This window comes from Paraburkholderia tropica (genome assembly GCF_914484835.1).
GTDB classification, from domain to species: domain Bacteria; phylum Pseudomonadota; class Gammaproteobacteria; order Burkholderiales; family Burkholderiaceae; genus Paraburkholderia; species Paraburkholderia tropica_A.
Genome location: NZ_CAJZAR010000079.1, coordinates 187,260 through 212,165 on the forward strand (window position 1 = coordinate 187,260; position 24,906 = coordinate 212,165).

At 65.6% G+C, this 24,906-nt stretch carries 21 protein-coding genes; 7 read left to right on the forward strand and 14 right to left on the reverse strand.

The features are described 5' to 3' along the window. The first annotated feature begins 307 nt into the window (after positions 1-307). The gene (phaP, locus tag LDO54_RS30295) at positions 308-868 is read left to right on the forward strand and encodes a TIGR01841 family phasin (RefSeq protein ID WP_224014971.1); all 561 of its coding nucleotides are present in this window, start codon (positions 308-310) and stop codon (positions 866-868) included. Between the two features lie 131 nt (positions 869-999). Here the strand turns inward: phaP and LDO54_RS30300 are convergent, their stop codons facing one another. The 3 genes from LDO54_RS30300 to LDO54_RS30310 form a co-directional block, all read right to left on the reverse strand. Next, positions 1,000-1,689, reverse strand: a complete 690-nt coding sequence (locus LDO54_RS30300) for a FadR/GntR family transcriptional regulator (protein WP_224014972.1) — start codon at positions 1,687-1,689, stop codon at positions 1,000-1,002. 121 nt (positions 1,690-1,810) lie between these two features. Beyond that, positions 1,811-2,752, reverse strand: a complete 942-nt coding sequence (locus LDO54_RS30305) for an aldose epimerase (protein WP_224014974.1) — start codon at positions 2,750-2,752, stop codon at positions 1,811-1,813. 125 nt (positions 2,753-2,877) lie between these two features. Then, entirely contained in the window at positions 2,878-3,612 is a 735-nt protein-coding gene (locus LDO54_RS30310) for a ribonuclease activity regulator RraA (protein ID WP_224014976.1), read from the reverse strand. A 538-nt stretch (positions 3,613-4,150) separates the two neighbouring features. Between LDO54_RS30310 and LDO54_RS30315 the strand changes: the two genes are divergently transcribed. Next, positions 4,151-5,458 (forward strand): MFS transporter, encoded by a 1,308-nt coding sequence (locus tag LDO54_RS30315; protein WP_436975721.1) that lies wholly within the window; start codon positions 4,151-4,153, stop codon positions 5,456-5,458. Between the two features lie 68 nt (positions 5,459-5,526). Beyond that, positions 5,527-6,351 (forward strand): NAD-dependent epimerase/dehydratase family protein, encoded by an 825-nt coding sequence (locus tag LDO54_RS30320; RefSeq protein ID WP_224014978.1) that lies wholly within the window; start codon positions 5,527-5,529, stop codon positions 6,349-6,351. 122 nt (positions 6,352-6,473) lie between these two features. Here the strand turns inward: LDO54_RS30320 and LDO54_RS30325 are convergent, their stop codons facing one another. From LDO54_RS30325 to LDO54_RS30370, 10 genes are all read right to left on the reverse strand, one after another. Then, complete coding sequence (locus LDO54_RS30325; RefSeq protein ID WP_224014980.1) at positions 6,474-7,322, reverse strand: DUF5672 family protein; 849 nt, start codon at positions 7,320-7,322, stop codon at positions 6,474-6,476. 210 nt (positions 7,323-7,532) lie between these two features. After that, the gene (locus tag LDO54_RS30330) at positions 7,533-8,327 is read right to left on the reverse strand and encodes a sulfite exporter TauE/SafE family protein (RefSeq protein ID WP_224014982.1); all 795 of its coding nucleotides are present in this window, start codon (positions 8,325-8,327) and stop codon (positions 7,533-7,535) included. A 195-nt stretch (positions 8,328-8,522) separates the two neighbouring features. Continuing rightward, the gene (locus tag LDO54_RS30335) at positions 8,523-9,722 is read right to left on the reverse strand and encodes a porin (RefSeq protein ID WP_224014983.1); all 1,200 of its coding nucleotides are present in this window, start codon (positions 9,720-9,722) and stop codon (positions 8,523-8,525) included. 157 nt (positions 9,723-9,879) lie between these two features. Continuing rightward, complete coding sequence (araD, locus tag LDO54_RS30340) at positions 9,880-11,640, reverse strand: L-arabinonate dehydratase (protein ID WP_224014985.1); 1,761 nt, start codon at positions 11,638-11,640, stop codon at positions 9,880-9,882. Between the two features lie 64 nt (positions 11,641-11,704). Then, positions 11,705-12,631 carry an ABC transporter permease gene (locus LDO54_RS30345; protein WP_405045127.1) on the reverse strand — a complete coding sequence of 309 codons (927 nt, stop codon included), beginning with the start codon at positions 12,629-12,631 and terminating at the stop codon, positions 11,705-11,707. Continuing rightward, the gene (locus LDO54_RS30350) at positions 12,631-13,512 is read right to left on the reverse strand and encodes an ABC transporter permease (RefSeq protein WP_224014987.1); all 882 of its coding nucleotides are present in this window, start codon (positions 13,510-13,512) and stop codon (positions 12,631-12,633) included. Before LDO54_RS30350 ends, LDO54_RS30345 begins: the two co-directional genes overlap by 1 nt. Beyond that, positions 13,509-14,588 carry an ABC transporter ATP-binding protein gene (locus tag LDO54_RS30355; protein ID WP_224014989.1) on the reverse strand — a complete coding sequence of 360 codons (1,080 nt, stop codon included), beginning with the start codon at positions 14,586-14,588 and terminating at the stop codon, positions 13,509-13,511. Before LDO54_RS30355 ends, LDO54_RS30350 begins: the two co-directional genes overlap by 4 nt. A 76-nt stretch (positions 14,589-14,664) precedes the next feature. Next, positions 14,665-15,765, reverse strand: a complete 1,101-nt coding sequence (locus LDO54_RS30360; RefSeq protein ID WP_224015222.1) for an extracellular solute-binding protein — start codon at positions 15,763-15,765, stop codon at positions 14,665-14,667. Between the two features lie 366 nt (positions 15,766-16,131). Continuing rightward, positions 16,132-17,712, reverse strand: coding sequence for an aldehyde dehydrogenase (NADP(+)) (locus LDO54_RS30365; RefSeq protein ID WP_224014991.1), 1,581 nt, complete (start codon positions 17,710-17,712; stop codon positions 16,132-16,134). Positions 17,713-17,761: 49 nt separating this feature from the next. After that, the gene (locus LDO54_RS30370) at positions 17,762-18,709 is read right to left on the reverse strand and encodes a dihydrodipicolinate synthase family protein (protein WP_224014993.1); all 948 of its coding nucleotides are present in this window, start codon (positions 18,707-18,709) and stop codon (positions 17,762-17,764) included. A gap of 576 nt (positions 18,710-19,285) precedes the next feature. On the opposite strand from LDO54_RS30370, the gene LDO54_RS30375 reads away from it, so the two are divergent. From LDO54_RS30375 to LDO54_RS30390, 4 genes are all read left to right on the forward strand, one after another. Further along, positions 19,286-20,029 (forward strand): gluconate 2-dehydrogenase subunit 3 family protein, encoded by a 744-nt coding sequence (locus LDO54_RS30375; RefSeq protein WP_224014995.1) that lies wholly within the window; start codon positions 19,286-19,288, stop codon positions 20,027-20,029. Next, positions 20,029-21,804: a GMC family oxidoreductase gene (locus tag LDO54_RS30380; protein ID WP_224014997.1), complete on the forward strand. Its 1,776-nt coding sequence runs from the start codon at positions 20,029-20,031 to the stop codon at positions 21,802-21,804. Before LDO54_RS30375 ends, LDO54_RS30380 begins: the two co-directional genes overlap by 1 nt. Positions 21,805-21,878: 74 nt before the next feature. Further along, a complete protein-coding gene (locus tag LDO54_RS30385) occupies positions 21,879-23,177 on the forward strand; it encodes a c-type cytochrome (protein WP_224015224.1) in 1,299 nt (432 codons plus the stop codon). A gap of 172 nt (positions 23,178-23,349) precedes the next feature. Continuing rightward, positions 23,350-24,543: a porin gene (locus LDO54_RS30390; RefSeq protein ID WP_310634221.1), complete on the forward strand. Its 1,194-nt coding sequence runs from the start codon at positions 23,350-23,352 to the stop codon at positions 24,541-24,543. A gap of 122 nt (positions 24,544-24,665) precedes the next feature. Here the strand turns inward: LDO54_RS30390 and LDO54_RS30395 are convergent, their stop codons facing one another. Next, positions 24,666-24,884, reverse strand: coding sequence for a hypothetical protein (locus LDO54_RS30395; RefSeq protein WP_224015000.1), 219 nt, complete (start codon positions 24,882-24,884; stop codon positions 24,666-24,668). Between the last annotated feature and the right edge of the window lie 22 nt (positions 24,885-24,906).

A 24,906-nucleotide genomic window follows, 5' to 3' on the forward strand; every position in this document is an offset into this window, starting at 1 on the left:
GCGGCGCGTTGCCGATCGGAAACGTGTGTCCGCGGCGCGTTTTTCCGATCGGATTCATGTGTTTCGCATCGGCAATTTCCACCTGTCGAGCGCCCCGCACATCGACAACTATTTCCGATGCGAATCAAGCGTTTACTGAAATGTTGCGACGCACAATAAAGTGCTTGACACAGGCTTCTTTTGCGATATCATGAACTCGATTGCTGCATCGCATCAATGCGCGACCCGGTGATCGATTCGACTGAAAGTCCTCTTTTATTCGCCACGGAACCGACGCGTAGCGGTCCCTACAATCAGGAACAACGACATGTCTCTGCCCACTCCCGAACAATTCGCCGCCACCCAGAAAGCCGGTCTCGAAGCCCTCTTTGGTCTCACGACCAAGGCGTTCGAAGGTGCGGTCAAGCTGGCTGAACTGAACATCGAAACGGCCCGCGCAGCAATCGCCGAAGGCCAGGAACACGCGCAGCGCTCGCTGTCGTCGAAGGACCCGCAAGGCTTCTTCGCGCTGCAAGCGGGCTTCGCGCAGCCGGCCGCCGAAAAGGCGCTGGCCTATGGCCGCAACGTGTACGCCATCGTCTCGGCCGCGCAGTCGGAATTCGCTCAGGCCGCGCAAAGCCAGATCGAGCAGCAGCAACACGCCGTGCAAACCTTCGTCGACAACGCGGCGAAGAACGCACCGGCCGGCTCGGAAACCGCGGTTGCCGCCTTCAAGTCGGCCATCACGGCAGCACAAGGCGCTTACGACTCGGTGAACAAGGCCGCGAAGCAAGCCGCCGAAATGGCGGAAACGAACTTCGAAGCCGTCACCAAGGCCGCTTCGAAGGCTGCCGCGCAAGCCACGCGCGCCGCCAAGCAGACGGCTTAAGCTGCGCGTAAAGCGCACGCGCCCTCGCCGGCCACGCGCCGGTGAGCGGGCGACAGATGTGAAAAAAGCGGGTTTCGTGCAAACGAAACCCGCTTTTTCTATGGGCGGTGCGTAGGGATGCTGCGAACGGATCAGGAACCGAACATCCGGCTCACGGCGTGTTCGAGGTGATCGCGCATCGCTTGCGCGGCGCGCTCGGCGTTGCGCGCCTGAATGGCTTCGAGCACTTCGAGGTGTTCCTGCTGCACGATGCGCTGGCGCTCGATCGACTTCACGAGCGACAGATTGCGCGACAGGTTCATGCTGAACACCATCTGCTCCTGGATGCCCGACAGCGCGGTGATGAAGAACTGGTTCTTCGAGGCGCGCGCCACGGCCATATGGAAGGCGAAGTCGTCCTTCGCGCCAATGCCCGAAGTCTCGATGATGGTTTGCAGGTTGTCCCACTCGTGGCGGATCGCGGCGATGTCGGCGTCGTCGGCCTTCTGCGCGGCGAGCGACGCGGCGCCCGACTCCACCACCACGCGGTATTCGTAGCAGCGACGGATGTCCGACAACGTTTCGAGCGGCGCGAAGCGGCGCACATCGGGATCGGGACGGCGCATGACCGTGGTGCCCGAACCGTGGCGCGTGGCGATGATGCCGTCCGCGCGCAGTTGCGCGAGCGCTTCGCGCACGGTCGGACGCGAGGTCGCGAAGCGTTCCGCGAGCATGTGCTCGGTCGGCAGGCGCTCCCCTTCCTTGTATTCGCCTTCGATGATGCGGTTCAGGATGTCGCTGTAAATCCGCGCCGGCATATTCGGCGCTTTCTGCTCAGCCATGGTCAGTGCTACGCGTAGGTTGTCAGGTATGTCGGGGATTGTAAGTCATTGGCGGCGCGCTTCGCGCGAATCTTCAGCTTTCGACGCCCCGCACGGCGTGCGCTGCGGCGATTTCACGCGCTTACGCCAAATCGCTGACAACTAGCCGCAACGTCGCGGTTTCGCTTTGGCCCGGCGCGAGCCGGCGCAGCCCGAGGCCGCTGTGGATCGCATCGGGCAGGCCGAGCCAGGGCTCGACGCAGTAGAAGTCCGAATCGGGCGCGAGCGTCCACGAGGTCACGGCGTACCACGGCACCGAACCGGGACAGCGCAGGTCGATGTCGATCGCGCGCCGCAGCGTGGGCATCTCGATGCGCACCGTGCGTTCGGGTTCGCCGTCGAGACAATGAAAACGGTCGACGATCTGCGGATCGTCGAAGCGGTAACGCGTCGCGCCGGGCGTGGGCGCGGTCGTCGTGCCGTCGGCGAGCTGGTGACGGTAGACGTTGCTCGGCAGCGTCAGGCTCGCCGAGCCGCGCTGCGCGTGCGGCAGCGCGAAGTAGAAATGATGGCCCGCGTAGTAAGGCAAAAGCGAAGGTAACTGCGAAGGCAAAAGCGCAGCGCCTTCGATCGCCGTATTCGTGGTCGTCAGTTCGACTTCGAGCGTGGCGTCGTCGACGAGCCGGTACGCGGCCTCGAAGCGGAAAGGGAACGGATAGCCCGCGTGCGTCGCCTCGCTGTCGGTGAGCGTCATGCGCACGCCGTCGCCCGCCGCATCGACTTGCGCCGCGAACGGCAGATCGCGCGCGAAGCCGTGCAGCGGCACCTCGCGCACGACGCCCTGCGCATCGCGCCAACGCCCGATCACGCCATCCACGCGATGCCGCGCGATGAACGGAAACAGCAGCGGATTGCCGCCGCGCACGAGCGCGGGCTGACGCCAGTCGGCGTCGTCGGGCCAATGGATGATGGGCTCGCCGTGCCGGTGCCACGACAGCAGCCGTCCGCCCGCTTGCGGCGCGACGCGCAGCAGCGAGCCGCCGCGCACGATTTCGATGACGTCCTGATCCTGAAACTTCGGCATGGCGTGCTTCGCGTGAATTCGCGTAAATGGGGTTGGTTATCGGAGCACGCGCCGCCTTCAGCGCGCGCCCGCGAACTCCGGCGCGGGCACGCCCTGCACGCCCGCATCGATCACCGCCGCGCCGCTCACGCGCGCGCTTTCTTCCATTCGGCAAAGGCGGCCAGCGTCGCCTCGTTCGGCGGATAGGTGCCCGGCAGCGCCGCGCCCGCCTCGATGCGCTCGGTGATGAAGCATTCGAGTTCTTCCTGCTCGAAGGCCGCCTGTGCGACTTCCTCGGCCAGATGACGCGGAATCACGACCACGCCATCGGCGTCGCCGACGATGATGTCGCCCGGATAGACGGCCACGCCGCCGCAGCCGATCGGCACGTTCAGGTCGACCGTGTGGTGCTTGCAGAGATTCAGCGGCGCCGACGCGCCCGCGCAGAACACCGGAATGCCGAGCGCGGCGATGGTCGCGCTGTCGCGCACCGGGCCGTCCGAGACCATGCCCGCCACGCCGCGCACCTTCATGCGCGTGGCGAGGATCGAGCCCATCGACGCCGCATCGGTCACGCCGCGGCAATCCTGCACGAGCACCGCGCCCGCGGGCACGGTTTCGACGCCCTTGCGCTGCGGATGCTCGGGATTCTGGAACGCGCTCAACTGGTCGAGATCCTCGCGCGCCGGGATGTTGCGCATCGTGAAGGCCGGGCCGACGAGATTCGGCGCGCCCACTGCCGGCGCGGCGAGCGGATGCACGCCCTGCAGGAACACATTGCGCAGGCCGCGCTTGAAAAGCTGGGTGGTGAGCGTCGCGTTGGAAACGTGGCGCAGTTGTTCGAGCGCAAGTTCGCTGACGGGGATGGCGGGTGAATTCATCGTGTCTCGTCCGTTGTTGTGGTGCGCGAGGACCGCGCAGAAGCGGGTCCGATGCCGATCCGGCAATCCGGCGAGCGGCGGTCGGTGCAATGTCCGCATTGTTGTAATACAACACGAAAATTGTCAACCAGCCCGCAACGGCGCGCTTTCCGCGCAGTCATCCGACAACCCGCCGATCGTCCGTGACGCCGATTCGCGCGGCATTCCCCGCCTGATCGCGCCTTCCCTCGACTGTCACGCCCATCATCCGGCCCCGCCGCGAGACGCCCGCGCATTAGGGAAATCCCCATCCACACAAGATTTGCTTTACAACTTTGCGGCAAATAGAATGATGTCTTACATGACCGGGCGATTCGATCCGATTAGCACCGCGTCACGGCCCAACAGCGATTCGAACAACACGGCTGAAAAAACGCGGCGTCCAGTGACACTGGCCAGCCGCAAGACACACCTGGCACACGCATACAACTTCCATCCGGGCGCATCGTCCGGCACGGCCTCAACCGTGCCCGCACCCGACAACAGCAGGAGACGAGCAGTGCAACGCAAGACTATCAAGGGGCTTCGGTGGTGGATCATCGGCCTCATCATGATTGGCACGATCTTCAACTATCTCGCGCGCAGTTCGCTTTCCGTGGCAGCGCCCACGCTCACGCAGACGATGCACATGACCACGCAGCAGTACTCGTACGTGGTCACGGCGTTCCAGGCCTGCTATGCGCTCTCGCAGCCGATCGCCGGCTTCGTGCTCGACTCCGTCGGCGTCAAGATCGGCTTCGCCATCTTCGCGTTCGGCTGGGCCATCGCCAACATGCTGCACGGTCTCGCCACCACCTGGCCCTCGCTCGCGTTCTTCCGCGGCCTGCTCGGCATGAGCGAAGCCGCGATCTTCCCGGCGGGCATGAAGGCGATCAGCCAGTGGTTCCCGGCCAAGGAGCGCTCGGTCGCGACCGGCTGGCTCAACACCGGCACGTCGATCGGCGCGATGATCGCCCCGCCGCTCGTGGTGTGGTGCATTCTCAAGTACAACTGGCAATTCGCGTTCGTCCTGACCGGCGGCGTGGCGCTGATCTGGGTCGCGCTCTGGCTCGTGTTCTTCAAGACGCCCGCCGAGCACCCGAAGCTCTCGCAGGAAGAAGCCGACTACATCCGCGCCGGTCAAACCCCGGCGCAAAAAGCGTCGGGCAAGCAGCGCGCCTCGTTCAAGGAAGTGCTCAAAACGCGCCGCTTCTGGGGCATCGGCATTCCGCGCATGCTGGCCGAGCCGGCATGGCAGACCTTCGGCGCGTGGATTCCGCTGTACATGGTCACCGTGCGCCACATGAACCTGAAGGAAATCGCGCTGTTCGCGTGGATGCCGTTCCTCGCCGCCGACCTCGGCTGCCTGATCGGCGGCTACCTCGCGCCGCTGTTCATCCGCTGGTTCGGCTGCTCGCTGATCACCTCGCGCAAGCTCGTCATCACGACCGGCGCAGTGCTGATGATCGGACCGGCCTGCGTGGGTCTCGTCGCGAGCCCGTATGCCGCGATCGCCCTCTTCTGCGTCGGCACCTTCGCGCACCAGACGATTTCCGGCGCCCTGTTCACGCTCGCCTCGGACGTGTTCGGCCAGCATGAAGTGGCGACGGCAACGGGTCTCTCGGGCATGTTCGGCTATCTCGGCGCGACGGTGTTCTCGCTCATCGTCGGCGCACTGGCCAGCACGATCGGCTATAACCCCCTGTTCGTCTGCCTGATGTTGTTCGACCTGATCGGCGCCTGCGTGGCCTGGCGTCTGATCTCGAACCAGCAGCGCGACGACACGGCGGCCGCCGCGCTCCAGCCCGCGCAGAACGTGAAGGCCTGATCGGCTCATCACCGGCCGGCGTCCGCGAGGGCGCCGGCTTTTGGCGTTTTTATGTGAGGTAATCCACTGTGAAGAAAGTTGCATTGTCCGGCGCCGCCGGCCAGCTCGGCACCGTATTGCGCAAGGGCCTGCTCGAGCGCGGCGTGAACCTGCGATCCGCGGCCGGCACGAAGCCGCTCGAACCGCTCGTCGCGGGCGAAGACGTCATGCACGGCGACCTGCGCGATCCCGCAGTGGTCGACCGCCTGCTCGACGGCGTCGACGTGCTGATCCACATGGCCGGCACGAGCGTCGAGCGTCCGCTGCCCGAGATCATCGAGAACAATCTGCGCGGCCTCGTGGAAGTCTACGAAGGCGCGCGCCGCCACGGCGTGAAGCGCATTCTGTTCGCAAGCTCGAATCACGCGATCGGCATGTATTCCGTCGACGACAAGCTCGACCTCGATTGCGCGTTCCGCCCGGACGGCTTCTATGGTCTCTCGAAGGCCTGGGGCGAATCGCTCGCCCGCCTCTACTGGGACAAGCACGGCATCGAAACCGTGAACGTGCGCATCGGCAGCTGCCTGCCGAAGCCGACCGAGTTCCGCCATCTGAGCACGTGGTTCGGCCACGACGATCTGTTCCATCTCATCGATCGCGTGATCAACGTGGAATCGATCGGCTTTGCCGTGGTGTGGGGCGTGTCGAACAACACGCGCAGCTACTGGGTGCAGGAAGGCGAACACGACGACGCGAAGCGTCTCGGTTACGTGCCGAAGCAGAATTCGGAAGACTTCGCGGCGGAGATTCTCGCGAAGGACAACCCGCTCGACGCGACCGCGCAGCGCTATCAGGGCGGCAGCTTCGCGAGCTTCGATTTCACGCCGGTCGAACAGCGCGGCAAGCGCGGCTGATATCGCCTGTCACGCGCACGCTGAGAATGCGCCACGGCCTGAGTCATCGCGCTCAGGCCGTTTTTTTTGACCCTCCGATTTCAGGCCGATCGATTCAGGCAGGTCGATTCAAGCGGGTCGCTTCAAGCCGCCTCGCACAGCGCGAGCACATTCTCGACCCGCGCCTCGGCCACACCGGCCTTCATCAGCGCGGCGACGATCACCTCCCGGTTCCACTGCGCCTTGTAGCGCGCATAGAGCGGCTTCACGCACGCGAACTTCTGCAGATCGCAATACTTGATCAGCAGTTGCAGACACTCTCTCGACGCAAAGGTGCGCAGATCGAGCGCGCTCGCGATCGACATCATCTCGTGGTCGTCCACGTGCCGCCACATGTTGAAGACGCCGTGAAATCCGAATGTGGGATTAGCCGGCATTTCATATTCGTACGCGAAGCGACGCGCCACGTCGGCAGGCGCAAAGCGCACGCCGTACTCGCTCTCCAGCTCGCGCCGCCAGGTCCGGCAAATGAGTGTGTCTTCGATCGCATCGGCGGGACAGACGAAGCGATCGCTCGCGAGCGCCTTCAGCAGCCGCGTGGAGCGCAACGAAAACCCGCCGTTGCCGACGTCCATGCCATCGCCGTAAAAGTACCAGGCCGCCCCCAGGTAGTCGTAGTCGAAAAACGCGTCGCGCCATTGCGATCCGTCCACCACGTAGCCGTCCCATTGCACGACCAGCACCCAGGGCGTCGCGATATGCTTCACCAGCTCCTTGATCATGAAGACCGAATAGTCCTCGCGCGATTTGATGCGCTCGATGGGCACGATGCGCGCGTGCGTGGGCACGGATTCGTGCGTGAACAGGATCGCGTCGCCGAACTGGCATTGACGCATCGAGAGATCGAGCGCACGGGCCGCGAGCGCAGGGTTGATCGTATCGGCGGCGCAGATCGTGACGTCGCGCAGATCGGGAAGTTGACGGGCGTTCATGGGATGGGAGCGCGGCGACAGAACGATCGCGCGCGGCAGCGAAAGCCGCGAGACTAGGCGAATCCGCTTTGGCCGGGAATCGCCGACAGTCAATTCCTGTCACGATTACAGAAAAGTTGGAGCGGCGATTGACGTGCGTCAGCGCGGCGGCTGGCAATAAAAAAGGGCGCCTATCAGGGCGCCCTCTCGCGAACCGCGCGAATCAGGCCCTCACAACACGCCCGATTTCACGATCATCTGCACTGCGGCCGCCACCACGCACACCAGCACGACGATGCGAAACGCCAGCGGATGCAGCTTGTCGCGCAGCGGCCGGATCAGCAGCATGCCGACGATCGCAGGCAGGCTCGCGAGCGCCGAAATCGCGAGATCCGCGCCGTTTGCGTGCGCGCCGCCGCTGAACGTGGTGATCAGCGTGAGCACCGAGACCACGAGGATGATCGCGATCTGCTTGGTGAACGCGCGGCCCGTCGCGCCCGTGGCGATCAGATACATCGCGAGCAGCGGACCTGGCACCGAGGCGATGCTCTCCATCAGCGCCGCGCCGAAGCCGAGCGCGAAGCCCACGGGCCGCACGAGCGCGGGCGAGAGCGTGAGTTTCGGCGACGCGAGCAGCAAGCCGGCCGCCACGGCCAGCGCGAGGCCCGATGCCGCCTGCGCGTGATGCGGTTCGAGCCGGATCAGCACCGACACGCCCACCACGTTGCCGATCACCGTGCCGATCAGCGGCGCAGCGATGTGCTTGATCGTCTTCCACAACTCGCCGCCTTCGAGCGCCTGCGGAATGTTGCCGAGGATGATCGGCATCGACAGCAGCAGCACGGCCTGCTTGACGGGCAGGAACTGCGTGAGGATCGGCATGGCGACGAGCGGCACGCCGATGCCGCTCACGCCCTTCACCATGCCGCCGAGCACCAGCGCCACGGCGAGGCCGACGAGTTGCCAGGTGTCCAGCGCCTGCATGTGGGGCAGCAGGACGCCGCCGGAAAGAAGGGATTCGAGCATCGCGACGTTGAGTGCATGAATGAGCGGCCGCGATGGCGCGAGAGCGTTTCGCGATGCCGGGGGCTGCATGATAGCGCAGGCGCCGGAACGTCACAGGCGCGGCCCCGCTTCACTCCAGGTCACTTCGATTCGCGCGCGCAAAAAAAACGGCGGCGCCAACCGGCGCCGCCGCAAAGACTCCCTCGGAACGTGAAATCAGAACCGGTGAATAATGCCGATCGCGCCTGCGAACTGGCTGCGCGACGAGGACGGCGCGCTGTTCTGACCGTCGCCGATATCGGCCGTCGCGTTGATGATGTTGCCCGCGCCGTCCGTGCCGAGCGTCTGGCCGCCCGCGCGCTGGTACGCCTCGACGAAGTACAGGCCCGTGCGCTTCGACAGGCTGTAGTACTGCGAGAGGTTGAACTGCTGGTACGACGCCGCGCTCGTGATGCCGTTCGCCTTGGTCGCGCGCGTGTAGCTGTAGCCCGCGCCCAGATCCAGCACCGTGAACGGCTTGTAGTGCAGTACCACGCCGCCCGTGTTCCAGATCTGCGTGTCGAAGAACTTCGAGCCCGAGCCCGCGATGTACTGCACGTTCGAATAGGATGCCGAAATATCCCATTGCGAGTTGAAGGCATAGCCGCCCGTCACGGCGAAGCGCTGCTGCGCCTGCGCGGTCTGGTAGCCATTGGTGATGGCCGAGACGCCCGGCTCGCCGCCGCTGTAGGCCGTCGAGCTGGAGCTCCACGTGCCGCCGCCGTTGGTGGCGTTGTTCAGACGCTCGAAGCCCACGGCGATACCGACCGGACCGTGAATATAGTTGGCCGCGACGCTCCACGACGAACCGGCGTTCGTGCTGCCCGCCACGCCGCCGAGCGCGTACATGCCGCTGAACGTGAAGCCCGCGAAGTTCGGCGAGGTATAGACCAGCGCATTGTTGATGCGGTAGATCGTATCCATCGAGTCGAGGTCGCCCGGGTGCGCGCCGTAGGCGCCCGTGAGCCAGTTGGTCGGGCTGTAGGGCGAGAGCAGCGTGTAGTACGGCGCGTACTGGCGGCCCGCCGTCAACGTACCGTATTGCTGGTTCGCAAGACCGACGAAGGCCGCGCGGCTGAACATCAGGCCCGAGGTCGATTGGGCGCCGGTGGCCGAGTTATAGCCTTCTTCGAGCTGGAAGATCGCGCGCGTGCCGCCGCCCAGATCTTCGCTGCCCTTGAAGCCGAAGCGCGAACCGGCCCAGATGCCCTGCGCCATCTTGACGAGCGCGTGGCCGCCCGAGGTCTTGCCGAGCGACGTGGCGCTGCTTTGATAACCGATGCCGGTATCGACGATACCGTAGAGCGTGACGCTGCTCTGGGCGTGCGCGCCCAGTGCGGCGAGTCCAAGCGTGGAAGCGAGAATGGTCTTCTTCATCTGTACTCCTGATGTAATCGTTGTGATGTATTGCTTTTTTAACTACGTGTGAATCGTATTGCGTGTGCTCCTCCAGCATCGCTGGCGCGCGCGGCGGCCAAGCCCCGCCGCGCGCGCCGCGATCAACCGCGCCGAACCTGTGCTGCTCGGTAGCGGCTTAGTGAATCTCGGGCTCGCCGCCGCCCTTGACACCGCCACCGCACGAACCGCCGGCGCCGTCACGCTGCATGAAGTCGAATTCGCAGCCGTTGTTGGCCTGCATGACGTGCATCTGGTACATCGCGCCATAGCCGCGCGTGAAGCGCGGTTCCGGTGCGACCCACTCGGCCTTGCGGCGCGCCATTTCCTCGTCGGAGATCAGCACGTTCAGGCGGCGCTCCGGCACGTTCATCTCGATCAGGTCGCCATCCTTGACCAGCGCGAGCGGACCGCCGATGAACGATTCCGGGGCCACGTGCAGCACGCACGCGCCATAGCTCGTGCCGCTCATGCGCGCGTCGGAAATACGCAGCATGTCGCGCACGCCCTTCTGCAGAATCTTTTGCGGAATCGGCAGCTGGCCCCACTCGGGCATGCCCGGCGCGCCCACCGGACCGGCGTGCTGCAGCACGATCACGCTGTTCTCGTCGCAGTCGAGATCTTCGCTGTCGATGCGCGCAGCCATGTCGTTGTAGTCCTTGAACACGACGGCCTTGCCCGTATGCACGTGCAGACGCTTTTCGGCCGCGCCCGGCTTGATCACCGCGCCGTCCGGCGCGAGATTGCCGCGCAGCACGGCGAGGCCGGTGTCCGGCATCAGCGGCTTGGCGCGGCGGTAGATCACTTCGTCGCTATAGATCTCGGCGTCGGCGATGTTTTCGCCGAGCGTCTTGCCGTTCACGGTCATCTGCGTGCCGTCGATCAGATCGCCGAGCTCCTTGAGCATCGCGCGCAGACCGCCCGCGTAATAGAAGTCCTCCATGAGGTACTTGCCGGTCGGGCGCACGTTCGCGAGCACCGGCGTGCGGCGCGCGATGTCGTCGTAGTGGCCGAGCGTGAGGTCGACACCCGCGCGGCGCGCGACGGCGATCATGTGCACGATCGCGTTGGTCGAGCCCGACAGCGCCAGACACGTGGTCACCGCGTTGTCGACCGACTGGCGCGTGATGATGTCCGAAGGCTTCAGGTCTTCCCACACCATATCGACGATGCGCATGCCCGTCTTCGCCGACATCTGCGCGTGACGCGAATCCGGCGCCGGAATCGAGGCGAAGCCCGGCAGCGTGAAGCCGAGCGCTTCCGCCGCGCTCGTCATCGTCGAGGCGGTGCCCATCGTCATGCAGTGGCCCGGCGAGCGCGCGATGCCGCCTTCCACGCCCTGCCAGTCCTGCTCGGTGATCTTGCCCGCGCGCAGGTCGGCCCAGTACTTCCAGGTGTCCGAACCCGAGCCGAGCGTCACGCCGTTCCAGTTGCCGTTGAGCATCGGGCCCGCGGGCAGGAAGATGGTCGGCAGATTCATCGAGATCGCGCCGAGCAGCAGTGCGGGCGTGGTCTTGTCGCAACCGCCCATGAGCACCACGCCGTCGGCGGGATACGAGCGCAGCGTTTCCTCGGTTTCCATCGCGAGGAAGTTGCGATAGAGCATCGTGGTGGGCTTCTGGAACGGCTCGGAGAGCGTCTGCACCGGCAGCTCGATCGGGAAACCGCCGGCCTGCCAGATGCCGCGTTTGACCTCTTCCACGCGCTGCTTGAAGTGCGTATGGCAAGGGTTGATTTCGCTCCACGTATTGAGGATCGCAATCACCGGCTTGCCCGCGTACTCCTCGCGGCTGTAGCCCATCTGCGCCGAGCGCGAACGATGGCCGAACGACCGCAGGTCGTTCACGCCATACCAGCGGTGGCTGCGCAGTTCTTCGGGGGTCTTTCGCTTGTTGCTCATCTTGCCTTGCTCCAGTGTTTCCGCGGATGTGTCAATAAAGCCGCCGGCGCGGGCCGACCTCGCGCTAACGCGATTCCTTCACGCGCGACACGAGTTGTGTCGGGCTGACGAACTGCAGCGCGACCAGCACCCATGCGAGCGTGATCGCCATGTAGATCATCGCCATGGCGTCGATGGACTGCGGCGCGCGCACGCCTGTCGAGAACACTGCGTAATACAGCGCGACGACGAGCGTTTGCGTGTCGGGTCCGGCGGTAAAAAAAGTCAGTTCGAACATGCCGATCGTGCGCACCAGCACGAGCAGCCCCGCCGCCAGCATCCCCGGCACGAGGAGCGGCAGCAATACATAACGGAAATAACGCAGCGTATTCGCGCCGAAAATGCGCGCCGCCGATTCCAGATTCGGATCGATCTGCTCGATGAACGGCGTCATCACGAGAATCACGAAGGGCAGCGCGGGCACGAGGTTCGCGAGGATCACGCCGGTCAAGGTTCCCGCGAGACCGGTTTGATACATCGCCGTGGCCATCGGAATGCCGTAGGTCACGGGCGGCACCATCAGCGGCAGCAGGAACACGAGCATGGCGATGCGCTTGCCCGGAAACTGCGCGCGCGCAAGCGCGTACGCGGCGGGCACGCCGAGCGCGATCGACAGCACCACCACCGCGCCCACCACCTCGAAAGTCACCCACAGCACGCTGCCCAGCTGGAAGTCGCGCCACGCCTGCGCATACCAGTGCAGCGTGAAGCCTTGCGGCAGCGGCGTGCCGAACCAGCGCGTGGCGATGGAGTTCACGCCCACGGTCGCGATCAGCAGCAGCACGTTGAGCAGGAAGAACACCACGCCGCCCCAGACGAGCACCTTCCAGACGATCTCCGGCACGTTCGCGCCGGGCTTCGTCTGCGGCGCGTTGGCGGCGGGCGCGGGACGTTCGTCGCGCATCGGCGCGCCCGCGGGCAGACCGGCGGCGTTACGTTGATGTGCGGTCATCAGCCTTTCCCTCCGCTCACCGGGCCCGAGTAGAAGAAGCGTTTCGCGCCGAGCATCGCCGCCACTACCACGAGCTGCACGAAGCCCATCACGATGGCGATGGTCGAGGCGAGCGAATAGTCGTAGCTCTCGAACGCCGCTTCCGACGCCGCGATCGAAATCACGCGCGTGGGACCGGCGGGCGCGCCGAGCAGCACCGCCGACGGAAACACCGAGTACGCCTGCACGAACGACAGGCACGCGGCCATCGTGAGACCGGGCGCGAGCAGCGGCAGATAGATCTGCCGGAACTGCTGCCACGGTCCCGCGCCGAGCGTGGCCGCCGCGCGCGCGAGCGTCGGGTCGATGCCCGTGACGTACGACAGCGTGAGCAGGAAGGCGAACGGAAAACCCGAGACGATCAGCGAGATCAGCACGCCCCAGTAGTTGTGCGTGAGGCGAATCTCTTCGTTCGTGTACAGATGCAGCGCGTGCAGCGCCTGCGGGAACCAGCCGTTCGGCCCGAAGTAGCTGAGCATGCCGTCGGCGATCAGCACGGTGCCGAGCGTGACGGGAATCACGAGCAGCGTCGTCACGAGCTTCTGATACGGCGACTTGCGGCGCAGCGCGAACGCGACCGGCAGCGAGAGCCCGACGTTGATGATCGTCGCGGGCACGGCGAGTTTCAGCGTGACGAACACCGTCGGCCACAGCGACAGATCGTGAATGAACTGCAGATAGTTCGCGAATACCCCGCCGCCGTTCATCGGCTTGAACGACAACACGAGGCCGTAGGCGAACGGATAGAGAAACAGCGCGATGATGAACCCGAGCGCGGGCGCGACGAGCCAGCCGCGCGCGTCGCGCGGCGCCTTGATGATCGACGAGGCCAGCGTGCTCATGATGCGCGCTCCGCGTAGGCCAGCACGCGCGACGGCGCGACGCGCAGCGTGGCGCGCTCGCCCGCTTCGAATTCGCCTTCCACGCGCGCCCACAGCTTGCCGAACGGCGCGTTCGCGAGCAGCAGCGAATCGCGGCCGCCGTATTCGACCATTTCGACTTCGACGTCGAACGCATTCGCATCACCCGCGTGGGCGCGTTCGAAATCTTCGGGGCGCATCGCCACCGAGATCTCGCCGCCCTTCACGTCGTCCATCGGCACGCCCGTGAGCGTGATGCCCGACGCCGACATCGCGATTTGCTCGCCGCGCTCGCCGCTCACGGCGAACGGCAGCACGTTGCGATAACCCATGAAACGCGCGACATGCAGATTCGCGGGACGGCTGTAAATCTGCTTGGGCGTGGCGACCTGCTGCACGACGCCCTCTTTCATCACGACGATGCGGTCGGCCATCGAAAGCGCTTCGTCCTGATCGTGCGTGACGTAAATCGTGGCGCGTTCCAGCTGGCCGTGAATGCGGCGGATTTCGGCGCGCATTTCGATACGCAGACGCGTGTCGAGGTTCGACAGCGGTTCGTCCATCAGCACGAGCGGCGGCTCGATCACGATCGCGCGCGCAATCGCGACGCGCTGCTGCTGGCCGCCCGAAAGCTGGCCCGGCAGCTTGCTTTCATGCCCGACGAGTTGCACGAGTTGCAGCGCCTCGCGCGCGCGGCGTTTGACCTCGTCGCGCGCGATGCCCTGCATCTTGAGGCCGAAACCCACGTTGTCGAGCACCGACATATGCGGGAACAGCGCGTAATTCTGGAACACCATGCCGAAGCCGCGCTTTTCGGGCGGCAGCACGTCGATGCGTTGTTCGTCGAGCCAGATGCTGCCGCTCGTGAGCGGCTGCAGGCCCGCAATGCAGTTGAGCGCCGTCGATTTGCCGCAGCCCGACGGCCCAAGCAGCGCGATGAATTCGCCGCGGCGAATCTCCAGATCGAGACCGCGCAGCGCCGCCAGCTGGGCGCCCTCCGCGCTCGTGAAGCTGCGGCACACCGCGTCCAGACGCAGACGATCGAAAGAATGCTTCATGACACCTTCCTGACCACGTGTTCCACTCATCCACTTATCCGGGGCCAGGCCGCGAACGGCCCGGCCACGCGCCCTTTTACTGCGACTTCTGCGAGCCGACCTCGCGGTCCCATTTCTGGAACGCCGCGACCATCGCCTGCGCCGAGAGCGGCTGGACGTGCGGATACTGCGTCAGCCACTTCGCGTATTCGGGACGGCCGTACTTGGCGATCACGTCCTGGCTTTGCTTCGGCGCCATCGACAGCGTCACGCCGTTGACCGCCGGGCCCGGATAGAAGTAGCCGTCGTCATACGTCATGGCCTGTTGCTGCGGCTCCAGCATGAAGTTCATCAGCTTGAGCAGCACGGCGAGCTTCTCCTTCGAGACGCCCTTGGGCACCACCATGAAGTGCGCGTCGTTCACCCACGTCATGTTGTCGAACGCCTGCACCTTGAATTCGGCCGGCACGATGCCGAGCGCGCGCGGGTTGATGTCCCAGCCCGTGACCGTCACGGTCATGTCGCGCGTGCCTTCGCCCAGTTCCTTCATCACCGCCGAAGTGCCGCCCGGGTAGTACGGCACGCACGAATTCAGCTCTTTGAGGAAGGCCCAGGTCTTGTCCCAGCCGTTGATCGGGTCTTGCGGATTCTTGTCGCCGAGCAGATACGGCAGGCCCATCAGGAACGTGCGGCCCGGACCCGAATTGGCCGGACGCGCATAAATGAGCTTGCCCGGATTGGCCTTGCAGTACGCGAGCAGTTCAGCCGGCGTGTGCGGCGGCTTCGCGACCTTCGCCGGGTTGTATTCGACGAGCGGACCGGCGGGCATATACGACACTTCGAGGCCGTAGCCTTGCGCGAGGTCCTGCATCTTGCGCGGACCCGGCGCGTACTTGTCGAGCACGCCCGGCAGCGCCGCCGTCTGATCGGGCAGCAGCTTCATCCACAGATTCTGTTCGATGCCCGCCGCCAGCGCGTCCGTGCCCGTGAGCACGAGATCGATATCGGCGCGGCCTGCCGCCTGCATCGCCTTGATCTTGCCAGGCAACTGCGGCGCGGGGGCATTGGTGTACGTGATGTTGGAGACGAGATTCGGGTACTTCGCCTTGAACGCCTCGAAGGCCTTCTGCGTGAGCTGCAGATTGCCGGCCACGTCGACTATGTTCAGGGAAACGGGATCCGCCTTCGCCGCGCTCATGCCGAGCGCCGCCGCGGCCGCCACACATACGGCCAGCACGCTGGCCTTCAAGCGTCCATCGAACATCGCATCTCCTCACATCTGATTATGGGTTTTTTAATACACGGCTGTTGTCGTTCTGATGCCTGTATTTCCGGCTGGACGTCCGCTTGTTGCCATGCTGCTGCCAGCCTCGCGTCAGCCTGCTGCCAACTTCGCGCCAACTTTCGCCGCGGTCAAAGGATGCCGAACCACACATCAAGTTGTCAAGCAACGTCAGGGCTTTTGTGAGCGTCTTGTGAGTCGATTGTCGGGCGGCCCCGTGACAAGGCGCTTGCAGAGAGCTGGTGAGCCGCCGCAAGCGCCTTCGCCCGTTACTTGCAGTGCTTACTTGCGCACCAGTTCACCGTCGCGCAGACGCCACAGCGCCAGCGGATTCTCGTCCTGGAGCGCGGCAGGCAGCAGTTCCGCCGGCAGGTCCTGATAGCAGACCGGACGCAGGAAGCGCTCGATCGCCATCGCGCCCACCGAAGTCGTGCGCGCGTCCGAGGTGGCCGGGAACGGGCCGCCGTGAACCATCGCGTACGAAACCTCGACGCCGGTCGGGAAACCGTTCGCCAGAATGCGGCCGGCCTTGCGTTCGAGCACCGGCAGCAGGCGCGCGGCCATCGCGTAGTCGTCGCGGTCGATCTGCAGCGTGGCCGTGAGCTGGCCTTCGAGATGCTCGGCCACGCGCAGCAGTTCCGCTTCGTCGCGGCAGGCCACGACGATCGAGGTCGGTCCGAAAATCTCGTCCGACAACGCGTGCTGCGCGAGGAACTGCTCGGCGCTCGCCTTGAACAGCAGCGGCAGCGCAGCGCACTGCGCATCGCTTGCCGCGCCTTCGGCCAGTTGCTCGACGCCCTGGGTCTTGCGCTGCGCCACCGCATCGCCATACGCCGACGCGATGCCCGCCGTCAGCATGGTCTGCGCGGGCTTGTGCGTGAGCGCCGCGCTCGCGGCCGTCACGAAGCGGTCGAGTTCCGGCGAGTCGATCGCGAGCACGAGGCCCGGATTGGTGCAGAACTGGCCGACGCCCATCGTGAGCGAATCGACGAAACCCTGTGCGAGCGCTTCGCCGCGCGCGGCCAGCGCCGCCGGCAGCACGAGCATCGGGTTGATGCTGCTCATTTCCGCGTAGACGGGGATCGGTTCCGCGCGCTGCGACGCGATCTGCGCGAGCGCGAGACCGCCGCGGCGCGAGCCCGTGAAGCCCACCGCCTTGATGGCCGGATGCGCGACCAGCGCTTCGCCCGTTTCGTTGCCGCCGCCGAAGATCAGCGAGAACACGCCTTCGGGCAGGCCGACGTCCGCGACCGCCTGCTGGATCGCGCGGCCCACGAGTTCCGAGGTGCCCGGATGCGCGAGGTGCGCCTTCACGACCACCGGACAACCAGCGGCCAGCGCCGACGCCGTGTCGCCGCCCGCCACCGAAAACGCCAGCGGGAAATTGCTCGCGCCGAATACGGCCACCGGGCCGAGGCCGATGCGCTGCGCGCGCAGGTCCGAACGCGGCAGCGGCTTGCGATCCGGCAGCGCCGAATCGAGCACCGCGCCGCACCAGCGGCCGTCGCGCACCAGCGACGCGAACAGGCGCAGCTGGCCGACCGTGCGGCCGCGCTCGCCTTCCAGACGCGCCTTCGGCAGCGCCGATTCCAGATGCGCGCGTTCGATCAGTTCGTCGCCGATGGCGAGAATGCGCTCGGCGATCGCTTCCAGCAGCTTGGCACGCGTTTCGTGCGGCGCGGCGCGGAAGGCGTCGAACGCCAGCGCCGCGAGATCGCAGGCGCGCGCGACATCGGCCTTGTTGCCGAGGCCGAACGCCGGCTCGATGTCCTTGCCGAGCGCCGGCGCGAAGGCGCGCATTTCGCCCGCCTGACCGCGCACCGACTGCGCGCCGATCAGCATGGCTCCCGTGATAGACGACATGTTCGCTCCGTTCAGTTCAATCAGTTGCACAAGCGGTTGCACTCGCCGCTCAGGCGTGCGCCGCTTGCGACGAACCGGCCAGCGAGCGCTCGAACGCGAGCAGCGTCTTCGCCGCTTCGCCGATGGCGGGCAGCGCTTCGGCCGGCGACTGCGAGAGCAGCGGCAGGATCGGGCCCATGTCGGCGATGCCGGAGAGCGTGACGGCGTCGTGCAGCACGCGGATCAGCGAGATGTCGTCGCGCAGCGTTTCGAGCGGCATGAAGGCGTCGTAGAGGCGTTGCGCTTCGTCGGCGCGGCCTTCCTTGGCAGCCTTGAGCAGCGCCATCACGGCGTTCGCGGCGATACAGCCCGAGCCCGTGGTCCAGGCGGCGAGACCGAAATCGCGCACGTGCACCAGCGCCGGACGCTCGCCCATGCCCGAGACGACCTTCGAGGCCGGCACGCTTTGCAGCAGGCGGCGCAGATACGGATCGTTCGCCGGGTCCTGACGCACGATGGCGTATTTCACCGCAATCAGCGTGCCGCGGTCGATCAGGCGCACGAGCGTGTCCACATCGACATAATCCTCGCTCTTGATATAGAGCGTCAGCGGGATGCCCGCGGTGTCGGCGATGCGCGAGAGGCCCGTTTCGACGCCGGCCGGCGTGGTGAAGCCCGACAGCGGCAGCACCATGGCGGTCTTGTATTGCGTCTGCGCGAGGATGCGCGCCTGGTCGAGCATCTTGCCGTAGTCCGGGCCGATGGCCGGGATCACGCGCGTTTCGGGCGCGGTCTGCTCGGCGAGCATGTCAAGCAACTCGCGGAATTCGCTGACGGCGACGTGGTACAGGTTCGCGTTGCCGCCGTACAGCAGCGTGCGGATACCGCCTGCTTCCATATGGCGGATGAGCTTGCCGTTGGCTTCAACGTCAAGGGAGAAATCGGCGCGGCGTGCCAGGGGGGGCACTGCCATCACGGTCGAAGCGAATTCGCTTTCGACGATCGGGGACACGTTCATGAGGCCTCGTGCAGAAATGGTGGGTGGTCGATATCCGCACAGTAGCACCCGCCCCGACCAGTTGTCAAACAACTTGGTGGACTTGTTAGGGTTTGTTCGGAGGCGCGCCGCAAACGCCCGCCAGCCGCGACGGGCCGAGGATTTCCGCAATTAATCAGAGGATTAGACCGGCATCCTGCGCGATACCGAATCTGTCCCTGACTGACAACCCGGCGCGGCGTGCATTCCCCAAAAAGCAACAAGCTCCGCGACGGCTCGCGCTCCAGCCAGCCATGCGAAGCCACGCCGATCCGCCCCGCCCGCCGCGCGCTCCGAATCGGGCCGACCGCCCCAAGCCCTTGAATCCGCTGGACATTCTCCAACCGGCCGGGACGCCATGCCGCGCCCGATTGCGACACCCCGCCACTTGACCGGGCGCGATCGATACAGCCAGCGCAATGGAATATTGTAGAATCCCCCGACAATCATGGAACCGGTTCCAATTACCATTCGTTACCGCGGCGGCCGGACAGAAACCGGCTTCCCCAGATGGTCACGGTCAGATCAGATCGCGCCGAATTCATACAGAATCGAACAATGTCCGAATCCCCTCTCACGTCTCGCCGTGGCTTCCTGCGCACGGCGGTAGTGCTCGTTCCCGCAGGGGCGCTCGCCGGCTGCGAAGGCGGCTCGCAGCCGTCCAACGGCAACGCGCAGCAAGGCGGCAGCCAGGCGGGTGCGTCCCAGCCGGGGCAGGCCCAAAGCGCTTACAAGCCCCGCTTTTTCGACGCCCGCGAATGGGCCTTCCTGCAAGCGGCGGTCGACCGCCTGATTCCCGCCGACGCCGAAGGTCCGGGCGCGCTCGACGCGGGCGTGCCCGAATTCATCGACCGTCAGATGGACACGCCCTACGCGCACGGCGCGCTCTGGTACATGCAGGGGCCGTTCCAGCAAGGCGCGCCGGAACTCGGCTATCAGATGAAGCTGGTGCCGCGCGACATCTACCGCCTCGGCATCGCGGCGGTGAACGCGTACGCGACCAAGGCCTGGGGCAAGGATTTCGACGCGCTCGATGCGAACACGCGCGACGCCCTGCTCGCGGATCTCGAAGCGGGCAAGGTCGAACTCGACTCGGTGCCCGCGAAGGTGTTCTTCGGCCAGTTGCTGCAGAACACGCGCGAAGGCTATTTCTGCGATCCGATCCACGGCGGCAACAAGGACATGGCCGCGTGGAAGATGATCGGTTTTCCCGGCGCGCGCGCCGATTTCATGGATTTCGTGAACCAGGACGGCAAGCCTTACCCGTACGGTCCGGTATCGATCAACGGGGAGCGCACGTAATGGCGATCAAGAAACCTCATGTGGACGCGGTCGTGGTCGGCTTCGGCTGGACCGGCGCGATCCTCTCGAAAGAACTCACGGAAGCGGGCCTGACCGTGGTCGCGCTCGAACGCGGCGAGTATCGCGACACCTACCCGGACGGCGCGTACCCGAACACCATCGACGAGCTGACCTACAACGTCCGCAAGAAGCTCTTTCTGGACCTCTCGAAGACCACCGTCTCGATCCGCCACAACGCGGCCGAGACGGCGCTGCCCTACCGCCAGCTCGCCGCGTTCCTGCCCGGCGAAGGCGTGGGCGGCGCAGGCCTGCACTGGTCGGGCGTGCACTTCCGCATCACGCCGGAAGAACTGCGCCTGAAGAGTCATTACGAAGAACGCTACGGCAAGAAGTTCATCCCGGAAGGCATGACCATCCAGGATTACGGCGTGAGCTACGACGAGCTGGAGCCGCATTTCGACTTCGCCGAAAAAGTGTTCGGCACCTCGGGCCAGGCCTACAAGGTCGGCGACAAGGTGGTCGGCGACGGCAACGTGTTCGAAGCGCGCCGCAGCGACAATTTTCCGTTGCCCGCGCAACTGAATACGTATTCGGCGCAACGCTTCTCGGACGCTGCGAAGTCGATCGGCCTGCATCCGTACCGCCTGCCGTCCGCGAACACCTCGGGTCCGTACACGAACCCGTACGGCGCGCAGATGGGGCCGTGCAACTTCTGCGGCTACTGCAGCGGCTACGCGTGCTACATGTACTCGAAGGCCTCGCCGAACCTGAACATCCTGCCCGCGCTCAAGCTCGAAAAACACTTCGAACTGCGCTCGAAATGCCACGTGCTGCGCGTCGAACTCGACGACACGAAGAAGCGCGCGACCGGCGTGACCTACGTCGATCCGTCGGGCCAGGAAGTGTTCCAGCCCGCCGATCTCGTGATCGTCTCGGCGTTCCAGTATCACAACGTGCATCTGATGCTGCTCTCGGGCATCGGCAAGCCGTATGACCCGGTCTCGGGCACGGGCGTCGTGGGCCGCAATTTCGCGTACCAGAATCTCTCGACCATCACGGCGTTCTTCGACAAGGACACGTGGACGAATCCGTTCATCGGCGCGGGCGGCAACGGCGTGGCCGTGGACGACTTCAACGCCGACAACTTCGATCACGGTCCGCTCGGTTTCGTCGGCGGCTCGCCGCTGTGGGTGAACCAGGCGGGCGTCAAGCCGATCAGCGGCATCGCCACGCCCGCGGGCACGCCGAACTGGGGCTCGCAGTGGAAGAAGGCCGTGAAGGATCACTACGCGCACACCATTTCGATGGACGCGCACGGCTCGAACATGTCGTATCGCGACGTGTTCCTCGACCTCGATCCGACCTATCGCGACTCGTACGGCCAGCCCTTGCTGCGCATGACCTTCGACTGGAAGGACAACGACATCAAGATGGCGCAGTACGTGACCGGCCAGATGAAGAAGATCGCCGAGGCGATGGGTCCGAAGGCCATTAACGTCTACACGCGCGAGTTCGGCGCGCATTTCGATTCGCGCCGCTATCAGACCACTCACCTCGTGGGCGGCGCGATCATGGGCACCGACCCGAACACCAGCGCGCTCAACCGCTATCTGCAGAGCTGGGACGTCCATAACGTTTTCGTGATTGGCGCGTCCGCGTTCCCGCAAGGCATCGGCTACAACCCCACGGGGATGGTCGCCGCCCTGGCGTACTGGTCCGCGAAGGCCATTCGCAGCCAGTACCTCAAGAACCCCGGCCCTCTGGTGAGCGTGTGACGATCCGCATGAAGAAGAACCTTTTCCCCACGGGCTTCGCTCGTGGCGCGCTGGCCGCGTGCGCGGCGCTGTCGATGACGTTCGCGGCTGCGGCTGCGCACGCCGCCAACGCAGGCACGCAAACCGCGTCCTCCGACGCCGCGCTCATCGCGCATGGCGAATACCTCGCGCGCGCCGGCGACTGCATCGCCTGCCACACGTCGCAAGGCGGCAAGCCTTTCGCGGGCGGCCTGAAGTTCGACACGCCGATCGGCGCGATCTACTCGACCAACATCACGCCCGACGCTGGCAGCGGCATCGGCAAGTGGACCTACGACGACTTCGCCAAGGCCGTGCGCCAGGGCGTGCGTCCGAACGGCGACACGCTTTATCCGGCGATGCCCTACCCGTCGTACGCGCGCCTCTCCGACGACGACATGAAAGCGCTCTACGCGTACTTCATGCACGGTGTCGCGCCGGTGAACGCGGCCAATCGCGCGGTGGACATTCCGTGGCCGCTGTCGATGCGCTGGCCGCTCGGCATCTGGCGCACGATGTTCGCGCCGAAGGTCGCGCCGTTCGACGCCGGGCATTACAACGATGCGATCGTCGCGCGCGGCGCGTATCTCGTGCAGGGCCTCGGCCACTGCGGCGCGTGCCACACGCCGCGCGCGCGCACGATGCAGGAACTCGCGCTGACCGATCTCGAAGGCGACGACTTCCTTGCGGGCGGCGGCCCGATCGACGGCTGGGTGCCGTCGAGCCTGCGCGGCAATCCGCGTACGGGCATCGGCGCATGGAGCGAGGACGACATCGTCCAGTTCCTCAAGACCGGCCGCAATCTGCATACGGCGGCGTTCGGCGGCATGACCGACGTGGTCCAGCACAGCATGCAGCACATGACCGATGCGGACCTGCTCGCGATGGCGCGTTATCTCAAGACGCTGCCCTCGAACGACGCGAAGGAAACGCCGTACGCCTACGACGCCACCGCCGCGAGCAAGCTGCAAGGCGGCGACGCGAGCGCGCGCGGCGCGGCGGTCTATCGCGACAACTGCATGGCCTGCCACCGCAGCGACGGGCGCGGCTACACGCGCGTGTTCCCGGCGCTCGGCGGCAATCCCGTCGTGCAGGGCAAGGACGCCACCTCGCTGATCCATGTGCTGCTCGCGGGCGCCGCGCTCGAAGGCACGCAGACGGCGCCCTCGACCTTCACGATGCCGCCGTTCGGCTGGCGCCTCTCCGACCAGGAAGTCGCCGACGTCGCGACCTTCGTGCGCACCAGTTGGGGCAACACCGGCGCGCCGGTCAGCGCCGACGACGTCGCGAAGCTGCGCAAGACCGTGACCGTCACCTCGCCCGAGCTGCCGCCGGGCGCCTCGCTCAAGCGCTGATACCGCAACACGGCCTCAACCGCCCTCACGCGCCTGACCTCCTGAAGTTCTGATCCGCGTTTTTCCAGCGCCGCAAGCCGGCTGCCTCGTTGATCGAGGCGGCCGGTGCGCGCGCGCATAACAACGAGACCGCTTTGATGCGGCGCTCTCTTTTTCACCGAGACGACTCATGATGAAAAAACACCTGATCTCCGCGCCGATCCTGCTCACGCTCGCGGGCACCGCCGCGGCGCAGGGCTCCGTCACGCTCTACGGCATCGCCGACGCGGGCATCACGTACCGCAGCAACGAGCGCACCGGCAAGACCGGCGCTTATCAGGGCCATTCGAACGTCGCCATGACGACCGGCAATCTCTCGGGCAGCCGCTGGGGCCTCAAGGGCCGCGAGGATCTCGGCAACGGCCTCTCGGCGATCTTCGTGCTCGAAGACGGCTTCGACATCAGCAACGGCACCTCGGGCCAGAGCGGCCGTCTGTTCGGCCGCCAGGCGTTCGTCGGTCTCGCCGACCAGCGCTACGGCTCGCTGACGATGGGCCGCCAGTACACCTCGCTCGACGACTTCGTCGGGCCGGTCGCGCCGGTGAGCCAGATCGGCGGCTTCGGCGCGCATCCGGGCGACATCGACGATCTCGACCAGACCACGCGCGTCGACAACTCGATCAAGTACACGAGCGCGAAATACAACGGCTTTTCGTTCGGCGCGCTCTACGGCTTCGGCGGCCAGGCGGGTAGCCTCAAGCGCAAGAACACGTGGAGCGTGGGCGCAGGCTACGCGAACGGCCCGCTGCGCGTGGGCGTGGGCTACGAGCGCTCGGACAACAGCAAGACCGGCCTCGACGACACGACCTACGGCAAATGGCAAGGCACCTACGACGGCACCTTCAACTCGTCGATCAACGAAGGCTTCGCGAGCGCGCAGTCGCAGCAGGTGGTGGCCGCGGGCGCGACGTGGGATTTCAGCACGGTGCAGGTGGGCGTGAACTACAGCAACGTGCAGTACAAGGCGGGCGCGAACTCGCTTTACTCGGGCACGGCGCGCTTCAACATCGCGGGCGTGTTCGGCATGTGGAACGTGCAGCCGAGGACGCATCTGTTCGCGGGCTACAGCTACACGCGCGGCAGCGACGTCGACAATCTCGACGACGCCGCGCAGTACCACAACGTCTCGGTGGGCGCGCTCTACGACTTCTCGAAGCGCTCGACGGTGTATCTGCTGGCCGGTTATCAGCACGCCTCGGGCACGACGCTCGACGCGCTCGGCCATCCGGTGGCCGCGACCGCCTCGGTCTCGGACAAGGGCAACGGCCACTCGTCGAACTCTCAATCGCAGGCGATCGTGAGCGTGGGCTTGCGCCAGAAGTTCTAAACGTTCAGACGTTTTGCCGATGATTCGCCGATGAAAAAACGGCGCGCGGGTGATGGCCCGCGCGCCGTTTTGTTATTCGAACCTCAGGAATGCCGATCGCCGTCGAGAGTGCCGTGCGGGACTCAGTGCAGGATCTCGGGACGCGCGAGCAGGCCGATGAATTCGTCGATCGTGAGCGCGGGCGCGAACTCGGACAGCGTCGAATAGATCACCGTGTCGTAGATCGCGGAACCCGCGGCCGACTCAAGCTCGACGCCCGCCGCCGCCGCGCGGTGCTCCGCGCGCTCGTGGGCGATCGACAGCAGAAGCTGGGCTTCCGATTTCGAGAATGGCGTTTTCATACCTGGTCTAACGGCGCATGCG